The 25,724-nt window shown below is 36.9% G+C and carries 30 protein-coding genes; 7 read left to right on the top strand and 23 right to left on the bottom strand.

The window, feature by feature from the left end; all coding sequences use genetic code 11:
- Positions 1–43 precede the first annotated feature (43 nt).
- Complete coding sequence (locus Q0993_RS01320) at positions 44–475, bottom strand: hypothetical protein (RefSeq protein ID WP_299529051.1); 432 nt, start codon at positions 473–475, stop codon at positions 44–46.
- 528 nt (positions 476–1,003) lie between these two features.
- Between Q0993_RS01320 and Q0993_RS01325 the strand changes: the two genes are divergently transcribed.
- From Q0993_RS01325 to Q0993_RS01345, 5 genes are all read left to right on the top strand, one after another.
- Entirely contained in the window at positions 1,004–1,270 is a 267-nt protein-coding gene (locus Q0993_RS01325) for a hypothetical protein (RefSeq protein ID WP_299529052.1), read from the top strand.
- Positions 1,271–1,465: 195 nt separating this feature from the next.
- Entirely contained in the window at positions 1,466–2,518 is a 1,053-nt protein-coding gene (locus Q0993_RS01330) for a hypothetical protein (protein WP_299529053.1), read from the top strand.
- Between the two features lie 37 nt (positions 2,519–2,555).
- Positions 2,556–3,293, top strand: coding sequence for a hypothetical protein (locus Q0993_RS01335; RefSeq protein ID WP_299529054.1), 738 nt, complete (start codon positions 2,556–2,558; stop codon positions 3,291–3,293).
- 213 nt (positions 3,294–3,506) lie between these two features.
- Positions 3,507–4,628, top strand: a complete 1,122-nt coding sequence (locus tag Q0993_RS01340) for a hypothetical protein (RefSeq protein ID WP_299529055.1) — start codon at positions 3,507–3,509, stop codon at positions 4,626–4,628.
- A gap of 88 nt (positions 4,629–4,716) precedes the next feature.
- Entirely contained in the window at positions 4,717–5,313 is a 597-nt protein-coding gene (locus Q0993_RS01345; RefSeq protein WP_299529057.1) for a hypothetical protein, read from the top strand.
- Between the two features lie 143 nt (positions 5,314–5,456).
- On the opposite strand, the gene Q0993_RS01350 is transcribed toward Q0993_RS01345, so the two are convergent.
- Both Q0993_RS01350 and Q0993_RS01355 read right to left on the bottom strand, forming a co-directional pair.
- Positions 5,457–5,630, bottom strand: a complete 174-nt coding sequence (locus Q0993_RS01350) for a hypothetical protein (protein ID WP_299529059.1) — start codon at positions 5,628–5,630, stop codon at positions 5,457–5,459.
- A 30-nt stretch (positions 5,631–5,660) separates the two neighbouring features.
- On the bottom strand, positions 5,661–6,665 hold the full coding sequence (locus tag Q0993_RS01355) for a serine protease (RefSeq protein ID WP_299529061.1): 1,005 nt from the start codon (positions 6,663–6,665) through the stop codon (positions 5,661–5,663).
- 282 nt (positions 6,666–6,947) lie between these two features.
- Between Q0993_RS01355 and Q0993_RS01360 the strand changes: the two genes are divergently transcribed.
- Positions 6,948–7,991 carry a hypothetical protein gene (locus Q0993_RS01360; RefSeq protein ID WP_299529063.1) on the top strand — a complete coding sequence of 348 codons (1,044 nt, stop codon included), beginning with the start codon at positions 6,948–6,950 and terminating at the stop codon, positions 7,989–7,991.
- 329 nt (positions 7,992–8,320) lie between these two features.
- Here the strand turns inward: Q0993_RS01360 and Q0993_RS01365 are convergent, their stop codons facing one another.
- The 13 genes from Q0993_RS01365 to Q0993_RS01425 form a co-directional block, all read right to left on the bottom strand.
- Positions 8,321–8,803: a hypothetical protein gene (locus Q0993_RS01365; RefSeq protein WP_299529065.1), complete on the bottom strand. Its 483-nt coding sequence runs from the start codon at positions 8,801–8,803 to the stop codon at positions 8,321–8,323.
- Between the two features lie 8 nt (positions 8,804–8,811).
- Complete coding sequence (locus Q0993_RS01370; RefSeq protein ID WP_299529067.1) at positions 8,812–9,453, bottom strand: hypothetical protein; 642 nt, start codon at positions 9,451–9,453, stop codon at positions 8,812–8,814.
- Between the two features lie 180 nt (positions 9,454–9,633).
- Positions 9,634–9,927 (bottom strand): hypothetical protein, encoded by a 294-nt coding sequence (locus Q0993_RS01375; protein WP_299529069.1) that lies wholly within the window; start codon positions 9,925–9,927, stop codon positions 9,634–9,636.
- Positions 9,928–11,145 (bottom strand): hypothetical protein, encoded by a 1,218-nt coding sequence (locus Q0993_RS01380; RefSeq protein WP_299529071.1) that lies wholly within the window; start codon positions 11,143–11,145, stop codon positions 9,928–9,930. It lies immediately after the preceding gene.
- A gap of 270 nt (positions 11,146–11,415) precedes the next feature.
- Complete coding sequence (locus Q0993_RS01385) at positions 11,416–12,039, bottom strand: hypothetical protein (RefSeq protein ID WP_299529073.1); 624 nt, start codon at positions 12,037–12,039, stop codon at positions 11,416–11,418.
- A 31-nt stretch (positions 12,040–12,070) separates the two neighbouring features.
- Positions 12,071–12,355: a DNA-binding protein gene (locus tag Q0993_RS01390; protein WP_299529075.1), complete on the bottom strand. Its 285-nt coding sequence runs from the start codon at positions 12,353–12,355 to the stop codon at positions 12,071–12,073.
- A gap of 67 nt (positions 12,356–12,422) precedes the next feature.
- Positions 12,423–13,373: a hypothetical protein gene (locus Q0993_RS01395; protein WP_299529077.1), complete on the bottom strand. Its 951-nt coding sequence runs from the start codon at positions 13,371–13,373 to the stop codon at positions 12,423–12,425.
- 186 nt (positions 13,374–13,559) lie between these two features.
- Positions 13,560–13,754, bottom strand: a complete 195-nt coding sequence (locus tag Q0993_RS01400; protein ID WP_299529079.1) for a hypothetical protein — start codon at positions 13,752–13,754, stop codon at positions 13,560–13,562.
- Between the two features lie 103 nt (positions 13,755–13,857).
- Entirely contained in the window at positions 13,858–14,214 is a 357-nt protein-coding gene (locus Q0993_RS01405; protein WP_299529081.1) for a hypothetical protein, read from the bottom strand.
- Between the two features lie 4 nt (positions 14,215–14,218).
- The gene (locus Q0993_RS01410) at positions 14,219–15,595 is read right to left on the bottom strand and encodes a phage integrase SAM-like domain-containing protein (RefSeq protein ID WP_299529082.1); all 1,377 of its coding nucleotides are present in this window, start codon (positions 15,593–15,595) and stop codon (positions 14,219–14,221) included.
- Positions 15,596–16,069: 474 nt separating this feature from the next.
- Entirely contained in the window at positions 16,070–17,134 is a 1,065-nt protein-coding gene (locus Q0993_RS01415) for an alkaline phosphatase D family protein (RefSeq protein WP_299529085.1), read from the bottom strand.
- Positions 17,135–17,308: 174 nt separating this feature from the next.
- Complete coding sequence (gene bla, locus Q0993_RS01420; RefSeq protein WP_299529087.1) at positions 17,309–18,217, bottom strand: class A beta-lactamase, subclass A2; 909 nt, start codon at positions 18,215–18,217, stop codon at positions 17,309–17,311.
- 198 nt (positions 18,218–18,415) lie between these two features.
- Positions 18,416–19,009 carry a TetR/AcrR family transcriptional regulator gene (locus tag Q0993_RS01425; RefSeq protein ID WP_299529089.1) on the bottom strand — a complete coding sequence of 198 codons (594 nt, stop codon included), beginning with the start codon at positions 19,007–19,009 and terminating at the stop codon, positions 18,416–18,418.
- A gap of 72 nt (positions 19,010–19,081) precedes the next feature.
- Between Q0993_RS01425 and Q0993_RS01430 the strand changes: the two genes are divergently transcribed.
- Entirely contained in the window at positions 19,082–19,516 is a 435-nt protein-coding gene (locus Q0993_RS01430) for a cupin domain-containing protein (protein WP_299529091.1), read from the top strand.
- Positions 19,517–19,609: 93 nt separating this feature from the next.
- On the opposite strand, the gene Q0993_RS01435 is transcribed toward Q0993_RS01430, so the two are convergent.
- The 7 genes from Q0993_RS01435 to Q0993_RS01465 all read right to left on the bottom strand — a co-directional run bounded on the left by Q0993_RS01435 (position 19,610) and on the right by Q0993_RS01465 (position 25,713).
- Entirely contained in the window at positions 19,610–20,950 is a 1,341-nt protein-coding gene (locus Q0993_RS01435) for a serine hydrolase (RefSeq protein ID WP_299529093.1), read from the bottom strand.
- A 353-nt stretch (positions 20,951–21,303) separates the two neighbouring features.
- Entirely contained in the window at positions 21,304–21,834 is a 531-nt protein-coding gene (msrB, locus tag Q0993_RS01440) for a peptide-methionine (R)-S-oxide reductase MsrB (RefSeq protein ID WP_299529095.1), read from the bottom strand.
- A 249-nt stretch (positions 21,835–22,083) separates the two neighbouring features.
- Complete coding sequence (locus Q0993_RS01445; protein ID WP_299529097.1) at positions 22,084–22,566, bottom strand: DinB family protein; 483 nt, start codon at positions 22,564–22,566, stop codon at positions 22,084–22,086.
- Between the two features lie 167 nt (positions 22,567–22,733).
- The gene (locus tag Q0993_RS01450; RefSeq protein WP_299529099.1) at positions 22,734–22,868 is read right to left on the bottom strand and encodes a hypothetical protein; all 135 of its coding nucleotides are present in this window, start codon (positions 22,866–22,868) and stop codon (positions 22,734–22,736) included.
- Between the two features lie 216 nt (positions 22,869–23,084).
- Positions 23,085–24,476 (bottom strand): sulfatase, encoded by a 1,392-nt coding sequence (locus Q0993_RS01455; RefSeq protein ID WP_299529101.1) that lies wholly within the window; start codon positions 24,474–24,476, stop codon positions 23,085–23,087.
- A 127-nt stretch (positions 24,477–24,603) separates the two neighbouring features.
- Positions 24,604–25,143, bottom strand: coding sequence for a dihydrofolate reductase family protein (locus tag Q0993_RS01460; protein WP_299529103.1), 540 nt, complete (start codon positions 25,141–25,143; stop codon positions 24,604–24,606).
- 102 nt (positions 25,144–25,245) lie between these two features.
- Positions 25,246–25,713: a DUF4440 domain-containing protein gene (locus Q0993_RS01465; protein WP_299529105.1), complete on the bottom strand. Its 468-nt coding sequence runs from the start codon at positions 25,711–25,713 to the stop codon at positions 25,246–25,248.
- Positions 25,714–25,724 lie beyond the last annotated feature (11 nt).

A 25,724-nucleotide genomic window follows, 5' to 3' on the forward strand; every position in this document is an offset into this window, starting at 1 on the left:
ACTGATACTATCATTGCCTTTAAATTGTCAACTGACCACCCTTCTAAAAAACCGAACATAACTGATTGATGGTATCATAGTCCTCTTTGCCCAATTTGTCTATTTCACCAGAGCTCAAACCGGTTACGTAGGACAAGAATTTGAGAACGTACTTTGCCTGTTGGGTCTGAATGTTGATACCATCCATAATGCGAGCCTGATCACTAGGTTTTACCCTGGTCCGGAAGGCAACGTTGTACACTCCAAGCTCCTTATCTTTAGTCTCGGTTTCTATTGGTTCGCGTAGGGTCAGCTTTGGTCCCGCATCCTCAAATACTAAAAAGCCATCCATGATAGCATCGATTATATTTGGATATTCATCAAGGATTCTATCATTGGTCATTTGACCTTTTCGAAATTCTCTTTTCTTATACTTTTTTAAGAACACCGAAAGTTCATCTATGGCCATTTCTTCAGATACTGCTGGTTTTTTCATTCTTACTATTTAATGATTTTTGTGCTGAGTTTTTAACTGATTAAGCAAGACAAATATTAATATTTGCTAGATGAACTCCCTGATTGAACCGGTTCATTTTTGGTTCAAATACTTTCTGAATGGATTAAAAAGACTGTTTTTGCTCAAATCAGCCTGAAGGATGTTCTATCGATATGGCCATCATTTAGTGTTAGTTACTTTATGGGTTTTTACTAAATGATAGGGTGTGGCGAAACCATTTTCCTGTCATTGAAATACTGTTTGCCAAATCCATTGATATGGTGCCGGTACATATCGTCATTGGTAACGTTTAGGGTAGTTTGCCCTGTACACCATAATGTTCCTCCAATCGCTTTCGTTTTGTTGCCAATGCTGCTGAATAACACATAGGTACAATGTAGCAAAACCCGGGGATTAAGAAAACTCCCAGATCGATCGAATGAATTTATCCCGGACTATGTTAAAGTCCCGTAGCGGATTGAATTCTTTTCTAAATTAGGATAATATCCAATAATTAGGATGATATCCATGAAATATACCCTCTATCTATCCAAACTCATAAAGGCACGTGGTATGCCCAATATGACATTGGAGCAGTACCAGACGACAATGAACGTAGTATCATTGGAGAACCGGATTATGGGGATTATAAAGACCAGGGGGAAGATCGAGGGCTCCAAACATTCAGGTCAACTCGATTATCTGATATATCTGGAAGGGAAGAAATTGGCCAAATTGACCGATAATATGCCCGAAAAGGATTTTTGGGAACACCTATTGGCCAAGGGAACATAATATGGTGGGAATTTCGTTGGTTTTTGCCGTTGTCAGTGATATAGGAAAATACACCTATAGGCCCAAGCTTTTTAGAGGTTGGAGGATTGTTAACTATAGATGTAAATTCTGAAGTTTTACAATTTCTTTACCTATAATAAAACAAGATTTTAACAAGGATTTGGTATTTTTAGTAGTTACAAAAGGCCAATATCCATGAAAGAATTATTTGTTTTTTTTGCAATTTGTTGTGTGTTTCAAAGCTGTGTTACACTTAAGGAACATAATAAGGTAAAAGGAAATTTGAACGAACAAATTGGCAATAAACAGTCACAACTTGATAGTTTGAAGGCTGAATTAGACCTAAAATCAGATAAGTTAAAACAGTTAGGGAATTTAAAGGTGTCCAATGGAACCAGTAAGTCGGATGAAGTGAAAGCATTGTCATACAAAGATGATTATTCATGGGTTACATTAAAAAATCCGGAGCGTTATAAAAACTATTTAATTGGAGGACTTGGGATCATATGGCTTGAAGTCGGAAAGGATAGTTTAACCGAAGGAGGATTAATAAATTTAGATAGATATAACGCCAAAAGTGAAATAATAGATCAAGGGGATATCATTTTTAAATATTTTGTAAATAAAGAATTCAGTACGGAAATATCTGCTGTTTCCATGGTAACGGCTAGTATGGCCTCAAAAGATTATGCTAAATTAAACTATGAGATTCTAGGCACCTCACGACTGAAAATACTACATGATTCAATTGAATCAATAGCAAAGAAATACAATGATAGATACAAAAATAAGGTTCGTGCTGTTTATCTATCTACTGGCTTCCATGTTAGGAAAATTTCGTTGCAGACCTACACGGAAATGCCAATAAAAACGGTGGCAACTTTTCCCGTAGCGAGTGTTAATGGCTACTTTTACCAGGAATCTGAAGGTGTAATTAATAATTGGTTTGTTGATGCAAAGTTAATCAATCTTTCCATTTTTGTGCCAAATGATGCACTAGTTCAGAAGAAGATTTTAGAAAAAGAACAAACTCCATATCAGTTTTTAATATCAATTTTCGGAAAAAACATTAAAAGTGAGGATTTGATGAAAGTTGCAAATTCCCCTGAATTATTAACCAAGGAAAACATTGAAGATTTAAAGAATCTACTTGGACATATCCAAATAAACGAAGCAAATGAATATAAACTCGATGTTTTAGGAAAATCACTTTTGGAAACGAAAACTGAACTTTTGAATAGAGATTAGCAAAAAGAATGCAAGGAACCATTAAGTTTAATTGGGTATGGGGGAAAATACAAGAAAATCGCCAATTGAAATACTGAGCGAATCCACCGGTGAAGGAGAATTACACGAGGCGGTTATCAAAGGCTCCATCGGCATTGTGCCTTTAATCGGCCCTCTGATGAATGAATTGTTGTTTGAAATTCCTAACAGGGTTCAACAAAAAAGAATTTATGAAACCGTAGAAATACTCAAAGAAAAGGTAAGTGCTCTGGAGAATAGCCAAATTAATGAGCAATATTTACAAGGTGAAGACTTCTACGACTTCAATAAAGATTTTTGGCGTAATTCTATGGACATCAGGGAAACACAACTAAGGAAGTCGCTGGCCAATATATTTGTTGATTCAATAGTTAACAAAGAGCATTATGAAACAAGTAACAATCGGCTATTTATGGATTTTCTCGTCAATGTTTCTTCAATTCAGTTAATCGTACTTAGGTTTATTAGGGATTCAAAGGAACTATTGGAAAGAATTGAGAGCTACGATAAATTTTACGAAAAATACAATAGCTATCCAAATAAAATCATAGTAACCAAGGATGTATTTAAGTATTACTGCACAGACTTGATAAACAAAGGGCTGATTTCTACTGACGGTGAATTGAAAGGCTTTGGAGTCGGTGATTATATCCTCTATGATAATAGTTATGTCGAGCCATCAGTATTTACTACGGAATTAGGGAAAGAATTTATTAAGTATGTTATAAGTGGTACCCTCACAGATACTAAAAAATAAATTAACGATTACTACCACTCCTACAAAATCTTAAGGACCAAACATTTCGGTCACCCTTACCGAATTTGATTTGAGCGAAAATACACCTATAGACCAAAGAAGGAACTAGCATAGCACTCAAGGATTTCTTATCTTGTTTGAATATTATACAAGCGGAACTTTTTCATGACCTAAATTTTAAGTTATGAATAAAAGTTTAGTAGTAGGTTTAAAATGTCCAAGGGCTTTGAAAAATATGAAAAAGAGCTAAGAGGTGTTCATCTCGTCTTTATTGGGTTTTCTTTACTCATCTCTTATCTTGGAATAAGAACTTGGGAGAATAATACACCAATTAGAGAATTAGACGGTTTGAACAGAGATATTCAGTCCTTCAATTCAAATCCACATAAACTGATTTATGATTTGAGAAGAGATAGATTACCTGATGAATTCAATAATATTAAAGATTCAATAAGCAATGCATTCCAGAAGAGCTTTGATCTTAACTTAAATTGGGGCGGTAAAAATAATAAGGAATTTGTGTTTTTTAGAGTTCCACATTATAGTAGAATTACAGACACTTCTAAAGTTGAAAATGCCGTAAAAGCAATTCTTAACACTACCACCGTTTTTTATCCAACAAGGTTTTTTGGTTGTAAGCCACAGCAAAGTAAAAATAGTTTGATCCCAACAAACGAGAGAATATATTCGGTTGCATCTTTTGATAGTATAATTCAAAAAACCGGATCTAGTTACATTACTATGAATGTGGCAAGATTGAGAATGACGAAAGCCAGTAATTTAAACATTATGCCAGGTACTGCGATCAATGTAAGATGCAAATGCAACATTAGCTCACTCACTTTTGAAACCATCCAAATAGAAGAATACCTTGAATCTAAAAAATGGTTGAGAAAAAACTGGGAAATGATCAAATATCGAACAATTGGATCGTTCAATGAGTTATGGAGGGATGAAGTAAAAGATAAAATTCTTGGGGAAAAATCTAAAATAATTGGGATTGAGATTCAAAACTCGTCAATTGGCTATGTTTATATCATATTCACACTTATATTTTTCATTTATGTAATATCACACATGCTAAAGGTAATCAAGTTGTCCCCTTCCAAAACTGACTATGATTTTTTCTGGATTGGTTTTTTTGAAGATAATTGGTCAAAACTCCTAAAGATAATAGTTTGGCTCCTAGTTCCTTTTATCACAAGTTTCTTGGTGGCAATCGTTCTAATTGATAATTATTTATATCTAATTTTTGTTCTTCCATTTCTTTACCTAGGAATAAAAACCTATTTGATTTCGATGAGAATTGATAGATGGGATCCGTATAGAAAATGAAACATCAAAGATTTCTTATATTGATTCCATACATTAAGGGTAAATGTCCTAATCTTTATTTCTTTGCTGGGTATAATTTAAAAGAAAAATGAGAATAATTGGCAGATTGATAGTCCCCATACTCGCTATAGGAGTAGCTATTTACATTATAACTAATGGCCAACTTACTTATGATAATTTGGCGAACGAGCTTTTTGGAGCATTCTTATTTACATTTATATTTTTCCTTGTACAGAATACATTTGCGCCGCATTTAAGGATAAGTGGTAGAATCGCAAAATATAAGGTGAAGAAAAAGAAGTATGAGTATTATTTCAAATTCGTAAATCTATCGATTTCAAGCATTAGAGATGTTAAAATTCTAGTTTTGGCCCCGCAGATGATGTCGGTTCCAGATGGAACCATCAAGAAAGTAAAGGATCTGCCAATTGATATCGATTATATTCATTCAGTTAACGGATTTTTCAGCTCATTTAGAAAGGAACATAGAAACAACACCTGTATAATTAAACTTCCTAGAGAGGTTGAAAATATTTTATCCGACCATACTCAATCTATAGAAATTAGAATTTCCTGCAGGGACGCGATTGTTGGTAGGGAAAATACATTCATTATGTCATTTTATAACGAGAACGTAATACTTGAAGGAAAATTCAAATTCGGTCTTTCCACGAAAATAGTTTAAATAAAATATCTCATAGGACTCAACCGGCATTAGATATATACTTGCAGCACTTAGCTTCGATAGCAGGATATTCCGGTAGGTGGAAAAATCAGGGCATAAAAAAGCCCCTTCTCCAGGGGCTTAAAGCATTTTGTATAATACTTTTAAATAGAATCCTCGAATTTTTTCGGTTCCAATAATCGATTATGGACAATTACCTGCCCATTTTTCATTTCTTCAATGAAAGAATCCCTTCTAGAAGTAGTTTCATAGAATGGGTTCTCAATAGCCGTCAAATCAAAGATAGCTGAAGCTGATGTGTATCCGGTGTTAGCCATATCCCTATTATTAGCAAAGTTAGTAATTTTCTAGATATTCTCCTGCCTCCAACCTTCAAACGTGCGTTGGTCCTGTATTATTGTTTGAATGTTGTTGGGATCCGTCTTTATTTCTGTTTTGGTCAATTTTCCTTCGCTTACAAAGACATCGCATCCAAGTTCTAAACTCTCAATCAATGCCCTTCTTAATTGATAACTTGCTTGTTTCTTATCTCCGATAACCACATTTGGATTGAATGCCGTTCTTATCTGAAGCTCATTTTCAATATCATCGTAAATGCTTTTTATACATTTATAAAAATCCATATCTGGGGTTTCGATATTCAGCCCAAGGCTTCTTGCCTCGTTCCTGTGCATGGTATAATCATGAGATCCGGATTCCGAACATAGGAACTTTATTACGCCATCCTTATTTATTTCCTTGATTTCATGGTACTCCAAAAGTTTCTTTGCGAGCATCTGAATCTGAGACTTGGACTTGTAAACTTGTCCAAGTGTCAGTGGATGTATGTGGTCGCTAAGTTCAATCAGGACATCGGAAAGGTATTTTTCATTTCTTATACCAAGTTCTGTCCTGGCCATTTGAAGGTATGCATCGACAAATTCCACGCTTACCGGAACTTTTGAATTTGGATTATTTGCTCCTGGTACCTCGGGGTTTAATGGACCGTTGACACTTGGATCAATCGGGCCAAGCGTTGCTTGTTTCGTCATTACTATCCTATTGGCCCCTAGAGAAATCAATGTTCCGGCACTATGGCAGTTAAATGGGATTATTACCTCAAAATCCTTGCAGAAGTTTCTAATTAAATTCACCAAAGTCCATGCAGCCAAGGTGTTCCCGCCTCTAGTATAAATATAGAGACTGATTTTTTCCACATCCCCGATTTTGTCCAAGTGCTCGGTAAAAGGGCTTAAAATATCGGAAGCTATCTGGGTTCCAAGATTCGGCCTATCACTGGTAATGTAGACCATTAATTTGGAATTCCTCTTTTCCTCTAATTCCTTATATAAATCTACTCTGTCCTTTAGCATCCGGTTTGGTGTTTGGAATTCCTAATATACAGAATTTTAGGATTTTCATCTATATCGAATATCTCCAAAAACCTATGGTTTTCATAGCTAAAATACCAACAAAACCCACCGAAAAAATGAGGCTCCTCTTTGTCGGATACAGTTAATCCAAAATCAAGTTGGTTTAGTCGATTACACTTTTAAGATTCACGATTTTACGTAACTTATATAGGCAATAAAGACTCCTCTTTTTTTGATAGCGGCCCCCTTTCAATGAGGAATATAAAACTTAAACGCTGCATCATGTCATTAAAAGTAACCACCTGGAACATCAAGAACAGTAATAGATTGATCGATAACAACCCTACCGCCCATGAACTCGACCGGAGAAGGAGGGTGGAGGAGACCATTAGCGATATAGAGCCGGATATCCTCGCGATCGTGGAAGGCCCCAAAGGGGAACAGGGCATTGTGGATTTCTGTAGTACAGTCCTGAACGACCAATGGGTACCGGTTATGCTCAAAGGCCCCAACGACAATATTGGCGACAGGGACGACGATTACGATATAAAGGGTACACAATGGATGTGGTTCGTGGTAAAACCGATGATCCTTTCCAAATGCAGGCTACAGGAGGCCCAGGTATGGTATGATTTCGTGGGCAAGAAAAACTGGAACGTCAACTATTGGGGGCAGATAAAGCCAACTGATCACAGCCATTACAGGTTGCCCCAGGTAATAATCTACGAATTGGACAACGGCGAGGAGATAGAGTTCATTGGGATACACCTGAAATCCAAGATAAACAACTCAACCATTACCAGGGACCAGGACGGGAACCTAACGGGAACTTTTCTTGAGACGGCATTGAAAGCACGTGTGAAGCTCGCTACGGAGGCCCGGAACATTAGACAGTACATCAACGCCAAGTTCGACCAGCTGACCAATCCGGGAATAATGGTGTTAGGAGACGGAAACGATGGTCCTGGACAGCGTTATTTTGAATACCAATATCTTTTCTTCGATCTGATACAGAACCTCCAGGGGGAGGTACTGGAGGCCGAAAGATACATGAACCATGCCCTGTTCGATTTCAAGAAAGATCTGCGGTGGACCGCGAAGTTCCGCGACAAGATCCTGAACATCCCGGCAAGCCAGAACCCCTTGCTATTGGACCATATCTTCATTAGCCAGCCCCTTGTAAACGGGAGCCTTTCCCTACAGGTCAACGGTGGCAATGGCGAAGTGGAGCATCAGGCGTTCCAAAGGGCAAACGCCGGTTCCATTATCAAGACAAGGACAAGTGACCATATACCGGTTTCCTGTTTTTTAGATGACAATCCATGATAAATATTAATCGGCCCAAATCAATTGACATAGTATTTAGGATTAATTTATCTCAAGGTACGTTGAGCATTATGACTTTAGTGGTCAAAGGGGCTTTACTTTCATAAGACATAATAAAAAGGGATGCTGGAAGAAATAGCAAAGGTTTTGGATGTAGGTGTCTTACGTCTTTTCGTTTCCAAATAGCCTTACGGTTTTGTGGAACATGACGGAGAACCTCACCGTATCATCTCAGTGAATGACCTAAGATTATTGTCTGAACGAACTGAATTATACTAACCCTCTTGTATTTCTTTTTCAGTATTCCAAATATAAACTCTGTTGATAAATTATTTGAGTTTGAACAAGATGGATTTGACCAATGGGTTTTTAATTCCATAAACCACTTGCGGCTTGTCATCGACATAAATACATGGGTCGGTAAAATCGTTTAGAAATTCAATTTTTTTGGTATCTGCACAACCTTCAATAACCTTAACAGAATCCAAAACTTTGGAATCATTAAAAAAGAACTTCTTTTTTATCGCTGCAAGCCTATCACCAGCAGCAGTTAGCAAAATAACCTCATTGAAGGTTGCCTTTGTAGAGTGGTTTAAGAATTCATATCCCCATGCAGTAAATTCAGCGTTACTCATTACCTCATCTTTGTACAAACTGTAAATACCATCGTCAAACCAAAAGGAACGTTTGTCCAGGTCACAATCCTTAATACTCTGTGTAGTATGTATTAGACAATCATCAATATCAGTAATCAAGGTTTGGCCATGGTACTCAATATCAATACTATGAAGATATGTAACGGTCATATTCATCAAAAAATTCATTTTCTTTCACCGCGGCTGAGCACCTCGCAATAAGACTCAATCGCTGATTTGATTTCTTTTGCTGCTCTATCCTTGGAATAATCTATAGACACTTGCAACTGATCTTTCATCTGTTTTGTCATCTCAGCTTGATGTGAACTATCACCCCCCAGGATATCACAATAAATGGAAGCCACATTTTCCGCTTCGGTTTCAAAACTTCTAAAAACGGTCTGAATATTCACCGTAAAAATCCTTTCCACTAAATCCACTGGAAGAAGTTTTCCTTGTATTTTTCTTAATTGGAATTCCCTAAATTCGGTGTCCTTTTTTATTTTTAAGAGCTCAGCTTCCTTTTTTTGAATTCCCAACTTTTCATGTTTACTTGGTTTCGGTTTTATAGGTGTTTCGATAGATGGGTTATCAGAGATTGTTGGTAATATATCCATTTTCTGTTTTGAGGATTTGGAATCTTTTGGAATCAAGCCCAGATTTAACCCTTTACCCGCTGTTTGCTCCATTATATATTCGTGATTGGCTGGGAATTCTGTATCAATCACTTTTCCAGACCTGAATAACTTTTTTCTTTGGATATGCTTTCTTAGGGTATCTGGTTTGATACCCATTGCACTTGCTAAATCATTCGGTTTAAGAAACATATTATTATGTTATTTAGTTAAAACTTAATTATTGTCACATTTGTTGAAAAAAAACCTAGAAAATGGGACACTTTTCGTGACACTTTTTGAAATCCGTGTCAAGTGCAAAAAGAACGGCGTGCGCAACGTATTGCGGGGCTCTAAATTTCAGTTTACAGTACCTTATTCGTTGTACCATTGTTATATCTCAATCTCCTGAATTAATTGATTACGAGTGGTACCTAACTCCCTGCAAACACAATCTATTAAATCATTTAATTTGTTTTTCTCAATGTAGGTCTTTCTATACCCTCTTTTATAAAACTTATAGAGGATATATTTTATACACTCATAGTTGAATAATTCTCCATAATCATCAAGTATTAGATTACTTAGATTATTGATATTATTTACTAGAATTCTCCCATCTGCCAATCTAGTTGTATCACTCTCAATGATGGCCCTTTTTAATCTTAGTTTAATAATAGTTTCCATTTACATGTGTCCTGAATTTCGAATAGTATTAAAATTCTTCTTGGCGGCAATTTGATTTTTGTACTGCTTAAGTAAACCTCCCTGCCCTTTTCTTTTAGCGTTGTAATAACGATTGCGAACCTGTTTGGCCATATGGGATATGAGGTCTTTTTCATATTTTGGGTGTTTATTTTTATTGGCAGGCAATAAATCTAATCTCAATTGCTGAAATATCTCTGGTTGTTTCTTTTGGAGAAATCTCAAAGTAGTAGTTCGAATATAGATTGCTCCCGCCCCTTCATGCTCGAGATATATATCTGTTACTTTACATTTCGAGAATGAATTACCCAAAGGGGTTGAAATTCCAATTATATTATTACTCGAATTTAACCCCTTTTCGTTTTTAGACAAAGCTGTCGAATTTAACCCCTTTTCGAATTCTACATTGCAAAGAAAATCCATCTTTTGGGTCACCCTTTTTTGTAATCCATAATGGATGTTTCTGCCCGTAATGTTTAGCAGATTAAAATAGCGTTGTTTCTTTTTATAAAATTCATTTGTTGATTTTTGAAGAGAAGTGTACCACGTATGAGTATTTAAATACTCTTTTAGTTTTCTTGTTTCTCTCAGGCTTAGGTTTTCAAAACCTGTTTTCTGATCGAGAATCAAGAGTTCGCGCGATAATTGAATTAATTCTTGTTTCATTAATAGATATGGTTTAGAATCGAGCAAATGACCAAGATGTGCTAGTCCTATACGTTCCATATACTTTGATTGTTTTGATTTTATTTCTATCCGGATCGTGTCGCGTTCACAATATTCTGGGAATTGAGAATGCTTGCAATACAATTTGATTATTTTATAGGTATTAGCAGCGCCGTTTTTCTTTACCACGTATGATTTTTTGGAATAGGCAAGTTCGGTGTCATACCTAAACGGTGTCTTTTTCCAATATTCAGCAAAAACCACTAATTCTTTACCGTAATTGGACAAAACAAAATTCAATCCATACTCAATGTTAATTATTTGCCACTTTTCCAACGATTTAATTCTAAATAAATCTCCAATTTCCCTGATAGTGCTTATACAATCTAATGCCCTAAAATCGTCCGCGTTATGCACATTGTTGTTTCTATAATAATGTGGTGACAACAATATTTCCATTTTATGTTCAAACTTGCAGAATAGTATGCCTTTGTAAATTTTTTTTTCTCTTGTTCGTATACTTTCCCAATCCATATGATTTAAAGTCTGTATGTGACTGTAAAATATCAATCTTGAATCCTCCCAAATTCGACCAACCTCATCCAGGTCCCTTACCACTAGTTTGAGAAAATCTATCACCAGTTTTTACTATCTTTGGGGAATAAACTACTTGGCCACCGGCCAGTATGTTAAAACGTTTGAACATCGTTTACAAAAGGCACCAAGAAGGTGCCTTTTTTAATTTTTGATGGAAGCGAAACAAATGGAGCAATTTAATTTTTCGAAGCCTCTTATAATCTAAGATTATCTTATTCTGCTAATTTTCGCATAATTTAATTGTGCTCCAGGATTGCCCTCTGACGTTGTTCCACGCATACACAGGTCATCCAGAGATTTTATAAAATCATCTCTTCTTAATTTGGATATAAAGCCATTATCTACACCGTCGTTGTATGTTTCTATGAATGTTCGCGCAATTTTCAAGGCTTCATTTCCTTTGTCGCTAGAGGTATAATAATATCCTAACTTTTCAATTTGCTCTATTGCTTCTTTCTTTAATCTAAAACCATTTGCAGTGATTTTGTAGGAGTCTAAATCATAAACATTTAGCTTGAAATTATCCGCAAAGATTTTCTTTACCTCTTTGCCTTCATCTCCGTATAATTTCAATATTGTGTCAGTATCCGCATTTGGCAGACCCATTTGTTCTTTAAGCAGTAAACAAACACCTTCAAACTTTTCCTTTAAAACCTTGATTTTCTCATCTGCATTCAGTTTTCTTTTCAAAAATGATTCGCATACCCTTACTATGGATTGCAACACAACCTCCTTTTCTCTAGCGACTCTTAACTTTTCATGAATAGTTCCCTTGTCGATATGGATAAGAACTGGTTCAAAGCTACTCTTAACAAATTTTTGAATTCCCATAGATCTATATTTAAAAAATGAATGTTTAGTATTACTTGTCCAAAGCAATAATTGCGTCTTCAACCTCGCGTCTTTTGTAGAGAACTCGACCGCCAATACCATATTTTTTGAGAATACCCCTGACAGTCAAATTATGCACGGTGCTTAAATCGCAGAAGAGCATTTCCTCTGCAACATAATTTCTGGTTACATACTGGGTAGGCTCCTTAGGTTGGAAATTTTTTTTAATAATTTCCAGTTTTTCTTCCAGTCTTTTGTCAACCTCTTCTAAAAGTTCTTCAGGTGTTGTGTTTATGAATTGAATTGTACCAGACATTTGCAAGGTGTTTTGATTACCCTACAAATTTGGCACTCATTTGAAGTGAACCATCTATTGAACCAGTTCATTTTTGATTCAAATGGTTTAAAATAGTCAGTAAAGATTCTTTTTTTATCGGACTTTCACAATGATCGTGCATTGCCAACTCTTCTAAAAGCTCAAGAAAACTTTTAGCTGGTTTCAAACTATCATCAGTTTCAATTAGGTAATTCAGGTTTTTAATCAAATTAGCAATAGCGGGTCCAAATAAGTTTTTCCCACCATATTCTCGTCGGACCGTAGACATAAACCAAGTACCAGTGTCGGTAACATACTGACGAAAGTTAGCAATAGTCTTCTCATCCAAGTTATAATCTTCACCAATTTGATCGGAGACTTCCTGTCCTTCGTAGTATTTTTTGCCAAAATAATTATATTCGATATCTTTTTTACCTGGTTTTCGAGTGGCCGGTATTTTCGAAAATTTAAGATTACCTTCTGCAATCAGTTTCACTAAGGTGAGTGCCGCAGTCGGTTTACTTGATAAACTTTTTTGAATGGTAATTTTATCGGAGCCAGAATATACTTTATGGGGAATGGCATTTTCCATATCAAGAGAAAGTTCTCCTAAAATGTTCTTAAAAAACACTGTGTACATTCCTATCAATTCCCCAATTTCTTTTTTTGGGAGAATCCCATCAATCTCCCAAAAATCCATTATAAATGTGGAATTATTCTTTATACAACGACTAGCAAAGTATCCACAAACAGTATCTAAGTCTTCGGAAGTCATCTTCTTACAAAGTGCTACTAATAAATGATATTTTGAATACAAAGGTTTATACCCGGACCAATTAGATGGCTTTTTAAATATATTTCTTGTTTGGAATAATGCGCTGATTTCTTTCTTTGTTAGATTTTTATTATTTCCTAGTTGTCCCTCATTAGGGTAGAATTCTGCAAAGTCATCAGGGTCTACATTTCTTGGATCCTGAATTATGTCAAATATTTCGTCAATCTTGTGAAAAATATCCATTAATAAATTTTACTAGGCATTGCGGTCCCTGCACATATTAAACCATTCTTTTACCATCTCAGTAGAATTTCTATTGCAACTTTTCATTCACCAATTGGTGTTTTCAAATCTAGTTATACGTAATCGAGAAACAACAATAAAATTTATACATGCATTGATAATTATCACTTTATACAATAAATCCCATTAGGTCAATTGCTGTCTCGATAATCCATTGTTCAACCTATTTTTAAAATCCTTCTTCGCCCAGGCAACTGAAATCACGGGCTTTCTTCCTTTTCTCTTTGGCTTAGCACCTTCTAAAAGAGATATGAGTTCCAATACATCCTTTTGTGATAAATCTAGTTGTTTGATAATGTTGTAAGCGGTTTGAGCGTCCATATATTTTTGTTATTTGAAACCTTTTTCACAATCATTAAACTACATTTCTTGGATCCTGAATTATGTCAAATATTTCGTCAATCTTATAAAAAATGTCTGTTTATCAATTTAGCTGGGCTTTGTATGTCCTGCGTATATTAAACCATTCATCTACTATTTCACTGGCAAGATCGATTACTGCTTTTCTTTCATTGACCGGTGTATCCAAATCCATTTTTATCTGGTCCAAGAAAAAATGATAAAACTTTTTCATGACTTCATAATTCTCCCTCTTCCCCATAAACCCCATTAGGTCAATTGCTGTATCAATACCAAAATAAATAGGCCCAACCTCATTGTCTTCAGTTTCAGAAATTGAATTTAGCATATAGTTTATTCCATTGCACATTCGCTCATGAATAATAGTATCATTAACAATTCGGCTAATTAATAGCCTGTGTTCTTCTTTTGTTAATTTCATAATTCTATTTATTTGCTACATTTTTTATTAATTCTAATTTAGGCTCTTGTCCATTTTGTATCGACAATGCCCTCATGGCCTTTGCAAGCGCAAGAGCATTATGGGTGCCTTTTTTCCTTACATAACGTAAGAACTGCGCTTCTGAACTGTGCCCGGTTGCACTTATTAATAGTGGAGTGGGTATTTTCCCATAATAGTTTGTCGCATATGATCGACGTCCGATATGTGAACTGACAGCTAAATGCTTCTCTATTTCTTTGACTTCATATCGATTGGTCTCAGTATTTCTGATTTTTGCAGTGACGATTTCGTTTATACCAGCTTTGCGGCATACCTTCTTAATAAGCCTATTGTACATTGCCTGATTGCTTTGTTCATTCTCGGAAAATAATGGAGGAAATTGATTGTTTCTTTTCTTAAGAATGTTGTCCACGGCCGGCGTAATAGGTATTAGTACTTGGGAATCAGTTTTAACCTGAGTGATGTCAATGAATCTAATGCCTTCCATTTCAACAATTTTATCTACCGTAAATCTCATGAAGTCAGAGACCCTGGCAGCAGTATCACAACTTATGATTAACCAATCCTTAGCTATCTCCAACCGTTCTGATGGCATAGGCTTCGCAATAATTCTATTAATCTCATCGAAGGTTAAAAACACTGGTTCTACATACTTATATCTCAAACCTTTTGTAATACTATCTAGTTCGTAACTTGTGGTTGCACCTCGATCTTTGGCGTGTCTGCAAATCATCTTTATGGTCTTTAAAGATTTGAACATAGTATTGTGATCATATCCTTTATTACGACACCACTTTTGAAAAGCGAGACTGAATCTTTTATTTACTTTATCTATTGTTACGATTCCAAAGTCTTTTTGAAACTCAATTACCCGAGACTTGACAACATTATTATTTTTAATAGTTCCTTTTTTCAGGCTATCATTTTTAAATTCATGGTAGTCTTCAAAAAAAGAAATCAAATTATTGGGTAATTTATTGGATTCGTCTATGGGTTTAATCGCATTTCTCAACCAGTCGGCATTAATGGTTTCATTGCCCTCCCTTTGATTTAGCAAAGTGCTAACTTTCCCTCTAAGATTTTCAAGATTGTTCCGGAGAACGGATAGATTTTCATTATTCTTAATTATCCTTGCTTTTATGGTGGCATCAGCACTTTTCGGAACACTAAAATTTCGAACGGTATTTTTTGAAAACCTGGCAGGGTCTACTACATATTTGGTCCGGACCTTGGTATCTATATCTTTACCTTCGGTAACCCTAATGTAGATTGGAGCAGGATTTTTCTTGCTCTGAACTAGAAATGAAATGGGCATGTTAAAAACGTTGAACATTCCAAAGATAGAAAAGTTAGCCGACATTTAGCCAACAATTTTACCATCTATTTCAATTTCTTTAAAACTATTTAGAGTTACAAGTTGATTTATAAGATACTGTAAATATGGATTTTAACTTGTATTAATTAAAAATTAACCAATATATATAAGAGTCAGAATTATCAGATATTTAAGAGTTCGAATCCTCCCGCGGTCACGAATGAATCAACAAAAAGTTGAAAACCAAGCAAGCATAAAACATAGCTTGCTTTTGTTTTTTTGGGGAATGGGTTTTGTGTTGTTGGTTTTTAGTGAATGTGTAGTACTATTTGTTTTCGTAGATGGAAAATCTTTTACCAAAGAATTATGGCCTTCCCTAAAAAGTGCAGAGCACAATGCATAGGAGGCGTGGCGCGTGGTATCGGGGGAAAGGTGGTATAATGTGAAAAGTACCTATTAATTATCTTCGGTAGATTTTTAATTACAACTTTTCATAAGATACAGCATTAGCATCAGTATTTACTCCTTAAATTGAATTGATTTCAGGAGTATGGTATGTTCTATTCTTTGATTATCGTTGATATCCCAAGTCTCCATGATAAGCTCGGTATCCTCACCCTTCCAATGAATCGTTATTAACCCAAAGTGATTGTCCATTATAGGGCCTTCAATCCTGTTTTTGTTAGGAGCTGCAAATTTCCAAGTAGAGGAAAGACCGCTTGAGGTAAAATCAAAGATGGGATAAAAGTCAGTCTCTAGTTTGGATATTTCAGAATAATGAACATCTCCAGAAATAAACAGTACACCATTTGCTTTTGTCCTTTTGATCAGATCTAGCATTCGTTTCCTTTCGTGAGGGAAGTTGGCCCATGCCTCATATCCATTCCATTCGATTCCGAATTGAGTTCCTGAGCCAATAATCCTTATATCGGCAGGCACCTGTAACTCTTTTTCCAACCAATTCCATTGTTCCTCACCCAATAATGTTGGGGTTGACTCTATATGTGGCGCATAGTCTTTCCGGTAAAAATCATATCTTTCATCATGGTCGTATTCTCCCCCATATGGCTTTAAATCATCTCTAAAGGTTCTACCATCAAGTAATAGTATTTGAAGTGTATAATCTCCATAGTCATAGAGATAAGAATGGTATATGCCATTATGTTTTCTCCGTTCCGAAGATTCCGGTTCTTCAAAGAAGTCGAGGAATATTTGTTTTGACTCTTCCTTATATGGATAGGATTTTCCGGTATCGTTCCATCCGTAATCATGATCATCCCAGGTTGCAATAATTGGTACCTCCCCCTTTAGGTTTTTATAGGATGGTTTAGTACCCAACAGTTGATACTTTGCCCGGAGCGTATCCATGTTTTTGGTGTCACCGTAGATATTATCGCCCAAAAAAATGAATAAATCGGGATTATGTCCGGTTACGGCATTGAATATCGGAAGTGGATGGTCTTCATGACCACAAGAACCAAAGGCAATTTTTGTTGTTTCGGAATCCGTTTTAACCTTGGTTGAATTACAACACGAATAAAGGATCAGGATAGAGATGCACGCTAAGGCTAACTTTGTTCTCATATTTCTTGTATTGTTGTTAATGGTCTTGTCTATGTTTAGTTGGGGATTTTTAGCCATAACCTTTCGGTGGAACTGAACTTCGTTTTATGTATATATTTTCGCTTTATTGATTAAACCGCTGTAATTTGTACACACGTCACCTGCTGGCAGGTTCAAACACTTAATCTGGATACTCTATTGCTGTTGGTCCATAAAATAATCCCAAGTGGCTTTGGAGATATCAGCTATCAATTTCTCGTTAGTTTCAAGACTTTCTACGGATTCAGTGACAAAAACACTTATGGCAAAGTATTGCCCGTTAGGTAGAAAGACAATTCCGATATTGTTTACTGCGGCGGTTATCCCTGTTTCCTTATGAGCTCCTGACCAGCCTGTTTTATGCGCAACTAGTGTTTCTTTTGGCAATTGTCCCCTTAATCGGTTCTTGCCTGTTTTGGTTCCTTTCATGATGTTCCATATAAAATCATGACTTTCCTTAGAAAGTAATCCGTTTTTATTTTCATAAAATGTGGCCAGGATCCGGTTAGCTTCTTTTGGTGTTGTCCAATTTTGAAATTGTAAATCCCAATTGCTTTGCATGGTTTCCTCATTTATCTTAACGGCAAAATCCTTAAAACCAAGATTCAAAAAATAATTCTCGACGGCTTGGGGTTTTCCAAGAAGTCTTAACAACGCATCACAACCAACATTGTCACTAAGGGCGACGGTATATTCTATAATTTCAGCTATGGTTAATGTGCCACCTTCAAGATATTCTTCCCGTATCGGACTCCATAGTCCGGGTAATAACTCACTTTTCTTGATATCAATTTTTTGGTCGAGGGAAAGGTTGCCTTTATCTATTTCGGATAAAATCGTCAATGCAATAGGAAACTTAAAGACGCTTTGCATTGGAAAGTGTCTTTGACCGTTGATACTTAGCGTATCCTTGACTTCCATCCCATTAATTGCGACCCCGACCACCGCGTTTTTGGAATTTGCGATACCCTCAATTTTCTGCCGTAAGGTCTCAATGTTTTGTGAGTATCCACGAGTAAGAATCATCAAAAAGATGATGAGTGCCAAAGGGGTCTTTTTTATCATAGTTTTTCTTTTGCCTGCTTTAGCTGCTTCGGCCATGATTCCTGCCTCCTAGGGTTCTGAGTACTCAAGAGGGGAAGGCATAAAACGAAGCAAATTATCTGCTTGTAATTCAACCTACCGATAGCCATTGGGATACTGATCGAAAGGTTTAAAGATAGTAAGAACACGATGATAAATTGCAGCCCGGTGGCCGACCAACTATTTTTTGGAATTGTTAAAACCCTCCAGTAGCAGTTCCATACCCCATTTTAAAAGTTCAAACGATTCTTCATTATTTAATCCACAAACATCTTTAGTCACTATTAGGGGTTCAATTCCCATTAAAATTGTGAGCAGATTTGAAAGATCCTTTTTTTCCTTGGGTGTATAATTCGCCCTTTCAAAGACCAATTGCAAGGTTTTTTTTCTTCTTGCCCCTCTTTTTGGTGTTGCAGTGCCTGAATTCAAAACGGTGCTAATGTATTTTCGAAATAACTTTTCATGGTTTGTGGCAAGTGTGTTATAGTAGTCCTGTATTTCAAGAACCTTATCCCCAATGGTCTTTCCATGAAGATTTTCAAAAACCGCTGTCGGACTTTTGGTGCTGATATCCAGTGCTGCTTCCGTAGCCAACACGTCAACATTGGAAAAGTATCTATAGATAGTGGCCCTAGACACTCCGGTTCTTTTGGCAATATCCTCTAAATTAAACTCTAACCCCTTGTTTAAAAAATATTGGGCACTGATTAGAATTTTACCTCTGGTCTCGATTTTTTGATTTGTCCGGCCCGTGTTGATGTAATTTTCTTTCATAAGACAAATATCTCATAAAATTTGGATGAATAAAAATTTACACTTATGTTTGTGAGACAAAAATCTCATAAAATGAATTCCACCAACACAAAATGGGTGCTTGGCCATAAGGTAACGCCTCATGAAACTACAGGCGACTATGATTTAATGGTAGCGGAAACACCGGCTAAGGTACAAGGTCCTCCACCACATTTGCACAATTCTTTTAAGGAATCCTTCCTGATCATTGAGGGTGAAATGGAGTTTATGGTAAATGGCGATACCATGATAGTTAAGGCGGGCGAATCGGTTGACGTTCCACCCAAAACCTTACACACATTCTCCAATAAAAGTGATAGGCCCTGCAAATGGGTGAATATTCACAGTCCTAAAGGGTTTAGGGATTTTTTTGAGCAAATGGGTATTCCTGAAAATGAAGAAAATGCGAGTGACAAATCGCTTGCTTCGGAAATCATCGATAAAGTGATAGCAACTGCGGCGGAATATGATATGATTATTAAGATGTAACCTAAGAACTCTCCTACAGAGGTCTTTAATGGTTCGCAAGTTTAAAGCCAGCAAGAATTCCCAATCCGTCAGTCTTTAAAGTACAAATCATCGTCATGGTAGGTCGCTTTGTTTGAAACCCTTATTTAGTTCATAAATTGACGAACAATGAATTATTACCCTTTCTCTTTGGTCTTTCGTAAACCACACCCATAAGTCAATTCCCGGGGCATAATAAAAATCAGACTCTAATTTGAAAAGGCTTACGGAATGATCGTTCACATAAATTTTAAGGATACCCTTGTTATCTCCAATTTGAGCAATTCGGTTTTCATTTGAATAATAACTGCCTGTTATCTCTTCGTTTTTAAGATCCAAGGGCCGTGGATGTTGCCAATCGGGAATACTGCCATCGTTTAAATACTGATTTATATTTCTTGTAATGGTAGGTCTAAGCCAATGTGCCATATTGGTATTGTTCAAATGGATTATCGATCTCTTCCTGTCAATGTCAAAATAGACCATGGTATAAAATCCTTTCCAATCCCCGGTGAAATGATACTTTCTCTGGTCAACTAGACTGTACCAATGAAGAATATTGAAATCACTTAACGAACTCTTGGAGTTTAGCGCCATCGTTAAACTCTGTCCGGGATAAAGAGAATTTGAAATGAAGGATTCACTCCACTTTGATAAATCCTCGGCTGAAAAAAACAGATTGCAATCGCCATAGAATGCCTCAAAATCAACGGAATCATATGTGCGTAAAGTACCTCCTTCTTTTGTATAACCCAAAGCGCGATTTTTTGGTAAATCCTTTAGCCGGGCCGATCTAAGAAACCAATCTTCCAGGCCAAGCGGTACCGCAATTTTTGTTCCAATGAATTCTTCATATGAAACCTTACTGATGTTCTCAATTACAATGGCAAGAAGACGGTGGTTAAATCCATTGTACATAAACTGACTCCCTGGAACAAATTCTAATTTTGGCTTATCCTTGATCAGAAAATCCAGAAATGTTCCATTACTTAAGGGGACACCTTTTTGCGCTCTATTAAAAACGTAATCATCCGATACAATTCCAGAAGTTTGTTCCAATAAATGACGAATTGTTATGGAGGGATAAGGGAAATCTTGAATAAAAGTATGTACAGGGGTATTTAAATCAATTTCATTTGAACCGGCCAACATTATCATTGCCAGCGCCGTAAAGGTTTTGGTAATTGAACCAGTGTCCATGGGTGTGTTGGTTTCAAATGGATTTTGAAGCTCAAAGTCCGCATAACCAAATCCTTTTGATAGCAGTACACTATCATTTTCGGTTACTATAATCGCCCCATTGAAGAGGCCTTTTTCATAGAGCTTTTGAAAATGTTGCTCCAAATCGATATTTTCCCCATTTCTCTGACAGGAAATTGACAACAGAAAAATTAAGAAATATATGTAATCTTTCATTTCTAATAACAGTAGCCACGACCTGGCCAAAAAAAACAAACGGACTTGCGAAGCTTGATTTTAGGCTGGGAGGTGATTTACTCACGAAGATAAATGTAAGATTTTATCGGTTTGCTGCCATGGTATTCTAGACTTTGTAATCCGACATTTTCGGTTTTTGGGCCGGGCGGTGTGCCAAGGCAGCAATCAAGTTTTTCAACCGCAAACCAACATGAAGAGCAAATAGAGGAAAGCTTATTTCTAAGTGAGGGGCCTTTTGAAGCGCAAGGAAAAATCTATTGTAAAAAACGGAAAATACCAACAAGGTTGGCCTTTTAAATATTATTTAGGTCAACCTTATTCATTAGGAAGAACTATTCCCCATAGGTATCTTTCCACTCCTTTACAATTGCCGGCAATTCCTCTCCGTCCGCCACAAATATCAAGGAAGCGGAATTCATACAATACCGTAATCCGGTTGGTGCCGGACCATCATTAAATACGTGGCCCAGATGTGAACCGCTTCCACTATCAACTACTTCCGTACGGACCATGCCGTGACTTTTGTCAACAATCTCCTTTACGGCATTTTCATCAATTGGCTTGTAGAAGCTGGGCCATCCGGTGCCGGATTTATACTTATGCTCGGAGCTGAACAAAGGCTGGCCCGTAGCGGCCGAATAATATGTCCCTTTTTTCTTATTGTCCCAATAGGCCCCGGAAAAAGCATATTCCGTACCCTGCCGGCGTAGAATGTAAAATTGCTCGTCCGAAAGAATATTCTTCCACTCCGCATCCGTCCTTTGAATTGGGTACGTGGAATTATCCTCTTTTGATTCGGATTTTGTCTGGCAAGCCCCGGTGATATAGGCGAGGCTAAGCAGTAAAATAAGTGATGACCTCATAGTTTTTTCTTTTTCATTGAATACTTGGAAGGATACACCTTCTATTTGGCAAAATTATGGATTAACTATGGAATTGTAGTGTAAATCCTTTTCCTTAGGTCGCTTTGATCAGTAATACCTAACACGACCTTGATTTTGGGGTGGCCCAACGTTTCAAAAACAAAAATTTCAAGTGACTAAACACCTGCAATTTTCTTTTTTGGACAGCAAGTGTATGGAAAACTTAACATGTTTATTTTGAGCCTAACGTCATTGCTTTCCATATAATTGGGCAACCATTTTTTTAAGTAATACGATCTGGCCTAAATGATAATAGGAATGTTCAATCATACCTTCAATATTTCTTCGGAAATCACCGTAGTCCGTTTTCACAAAATCAGCATTCAGCTTTTCTTCCGATAGGAGCTCAATATGCTCGGCAAACTTCTCCGAATTTGAAAAAAGGTCGGCTTTAAGGGCATTCCATTCTTGTTCCGAATTCATTTTGGGCAAGTCAAAGCTAAATTTATCCCGAATTTCCAGTTTACCCCCTTCGAGTACATTCAGTACACCTGAAATATAATAGTTTAAGTGAAAAGTCAGTTGGGCCATAGTATTCAAATCGGCGATTTGGGTCAAGGCCTGTTCCAGGGTAATATCACGGAGTTGATCGTGCAAATTTGTATTTGCAATCCATTTTCCGTTTAAGGTTACTTCTCTAAATCGCTTGGCCAATTGTTTGTTTGATGCCATTATTAAGGTACTTTATAGTATTACGTAGAGTGGTACATAGCCCGTTTACTCAATTGAAAATGTATAAGCAGAAACTGGCACTGGTACGGGTCGAGTCTCTTTTTCTCCCAACTTTGAAACTGCTGAAATATAATACGCAATGGCCAAACAATCAAAATACCTAAAGCTTATTCCCCTATGGTCCTGGTATGGATTCCCTTTTTGTACTGCTTGGATTCGGCTCTCTCTAAATTCTTCTTGGAAACATCGGAACAAGAAAAAAGAAACACAGGGATTACGATAGTAATACAATTTGGTTTCATTTTGTTCCTATTTTATTTGGCCGGTGTTCAACGGTCTAGACTATGATTCCTGCCTCCAATGACCTGAACATCTGAATAAGCTAAGGGCACCACTTGTCGGGGCATCTCAAATCCAACTGCCGATGGTTCATGGGTTTGAAGTTGATGAATTGCGATTATTTGCCCGTCAATCGGGCCGGTAAATTATAGCCCCTATTTCGTCTCTCTTTTCTTGGACTAATCTCTGTACTCAGGATTCAACTTAGTGGGTATCGGAGCTTTTGTTTTTTTCCACCAGCTCTTTAGATCGTTCAACATTTCATCTTTCCTCTTGGGTTCCTCTAATGCAAGATTGGTCCTTTCCCCAATGTCTTGTGCTAAGTTATAGAGTTCCACATCATTATTTTCAAAATAATAATGTAGCTTCCAATCTCCGTTTCTTAATACGGAACCTGGGCGCGTTCTGAATAAAGAATCCCGGGTTTCATTGTCAGAGGTGTCATAGGCTTGCAAATAAATAGGAAAATGCCAATAAAGAGGACGGTTTAATTCCGCTACTTTTCCCTCTAAAATTGGAGATAGATCGTTACCATCGAGTTGTAACCTAGAATTATGGATTCCTGTATATTTTAAAATCGTGGGGAATATATCCAGATTGGAAATGGGAATATCACTCTCTGAATTTGCCATTATCCGGTCCTCAAAGACAAAGAAAAAGGGTTCTCGAATCCCTCCTTCATAGTAACTGCCTTTACCTGCGCGTAGAGGCCGTTGTTTGGTTACGCCATAGAGTCCACCATTATCAGAGGTAAAAACAATCAAGGTATTATCCAGCATTTCCGTATTCCTCATTTTTGCAATCAATAATCCAATGTTCCTATCAAGATTTTCGACCATAGTGGCATATTCCACATTATTCTGACCATTTGAGCCCGGTTTTTGACGGTATTTATCAATCAAATTCTCTACTGGAGCAATCGGGGTATGCACTGCATAAGGCGCATAATACAGAAAAAACGGGGACGATACCGTATCAATAAACGCCATCGTCTTTTCCATGATCAAATCAGTCAAATAATCATTTTTACCCGCTTTGATTTTAACATTTTCATAGGGTGGATAATAACTTTTCGGATGGCCGTTGTGTCCCCCGCCAATGTTGAGGTCAAAACCATATTCCAAAGGATTATCGCTTAAATGCCATTTTCCCGCATGACAGGTCTTGTAACCCTGTTCCCTTAATACCTTTGGTATGATTTCATGTTTTTTTGCCAATGTTTCGGTATTTGCGGTTGGGATTAGTTTTCGGTATTTTGAAGCCCCCCTTTCAGAGGTTCCAACCGTATATACCCCATGACGGGGTGTCCATAGTCCGGTCATTAAACATGCCCTACTTGGAGCACAATTTGCTGCGGCTGCATAGCCATTGGTGAAAATCATTCCAGAGGCCGCCAAACTATCGATATAGGGTGTCTCGTAATATTCACTTCCCATAAACCCAACATCCTTCCATCCCATATCATCGATGTTTATAATCACTATGTTGGGTCTGGTAGTATCCCTTGTTTTGGAATTACAGGAATTGATCAATAGGACCAGAACAATGGAAATGGTAATTACCAATCTCATACTTGTCGACTGATTTAAGCTAAAGTTTAATCGCAATCTGTTACGTCAAATAAAGCACCATGGTCTTTACTATAATTTCACCTCAATCCCTTTTATTCGGGAGGGACGCAGTATGGCCATTTTTGTCTTAGTTGTTTTTTCGTTCGTAGGTCAAATTCACAACTCCTGTTTCAAACGTTTCGGATTTACGAAGTTCAAATGTGGTTTCTTTGGGATTATTGGGGAACAGTTTGATTCCCTTTCCTAGAATTGTTGGTATGAGACATAAAATCATTTCGTCAATCAGTTCAAGATCAATAAAGTGGGTTATCGTTTTTCCCCCTCCGACAATCCAAATATCTTTATCGGCATTGGACTTCATTTGTTCAACCACCGGGTTATTTACTTGATGGATTATTTTCGTTTTCTCCGTTTTAGCCTTGAAATTTTTGTCCGTGGTCAAAATATACGTCTGACAATTTGAATAGGGCCATTCAACGCCAAAACCCAAAATTTCTTCGTAAGTGCCTTTTCCCATTATTATGGTATCGATACTTTCGAAAAAGTCGGCATAGCCATGGTCAATCTGATTCGGATTTGGTAACGCATATAACCAATCCAATGAACCATCTTCCCTGGCAATAAATCCGTCAAGGCTTGTGGCGATATACAGTTTTATTTTAGACATCCTTCTTTTGCTCTGTAGGTTTTAGTTCAATTAGGCACAGGGGTTTTGCGAATAGGTTTGTAAAAGCGACTCTTTTTGAACGTTAAAGCCAATGCTTTGACCTTAATCGATTGATTTGATCGATGGATCGGAGTTACTTATATCAATTACATTTTTCCAAGAACCATCGGTCTGTTTTTTCCAGATTTCTACCCCTTTGTTGAATATCGTTCTAGTGTTGCCTAATGTATCAACGGGCATGGTCATGTAATTTTTTATGATAACATATCCTAAGTCCCCACTTTTTGAGACGTAGGCCTCCTGCGGGTTCCAGCCAATATCAAAACCCGGAATTTGTAAGGAACGCTGAACCATTGCTCTGAGGGAATCTATTCCAACAACAGCCGCTTCATTGGGTGACATGAGAATAGCATCATCCGCCCAGTAGGATATCATTTCTTCCACATTCCTGCCTTTTACGGATTGAGACCAGGCCTTGGAAAGTTGCATAAGTTTTTCGGCTTCTGCTTTCTGATCTATCGAGGTTTCTTTACAAGCATGTATCAGCAGCAAAACTAGTACTGCTATCACGAGTTGGTAAT

The sequence above is a fragment of the Ulvibacterium sp. genome, from assembly GCF_028285715.1.
Taxonomy (GTDB): Bacteria; Bacteroidota; Bacteroidia; order Flavobacteriales; family Flavobacteriaceae; genus Ulvibacterium.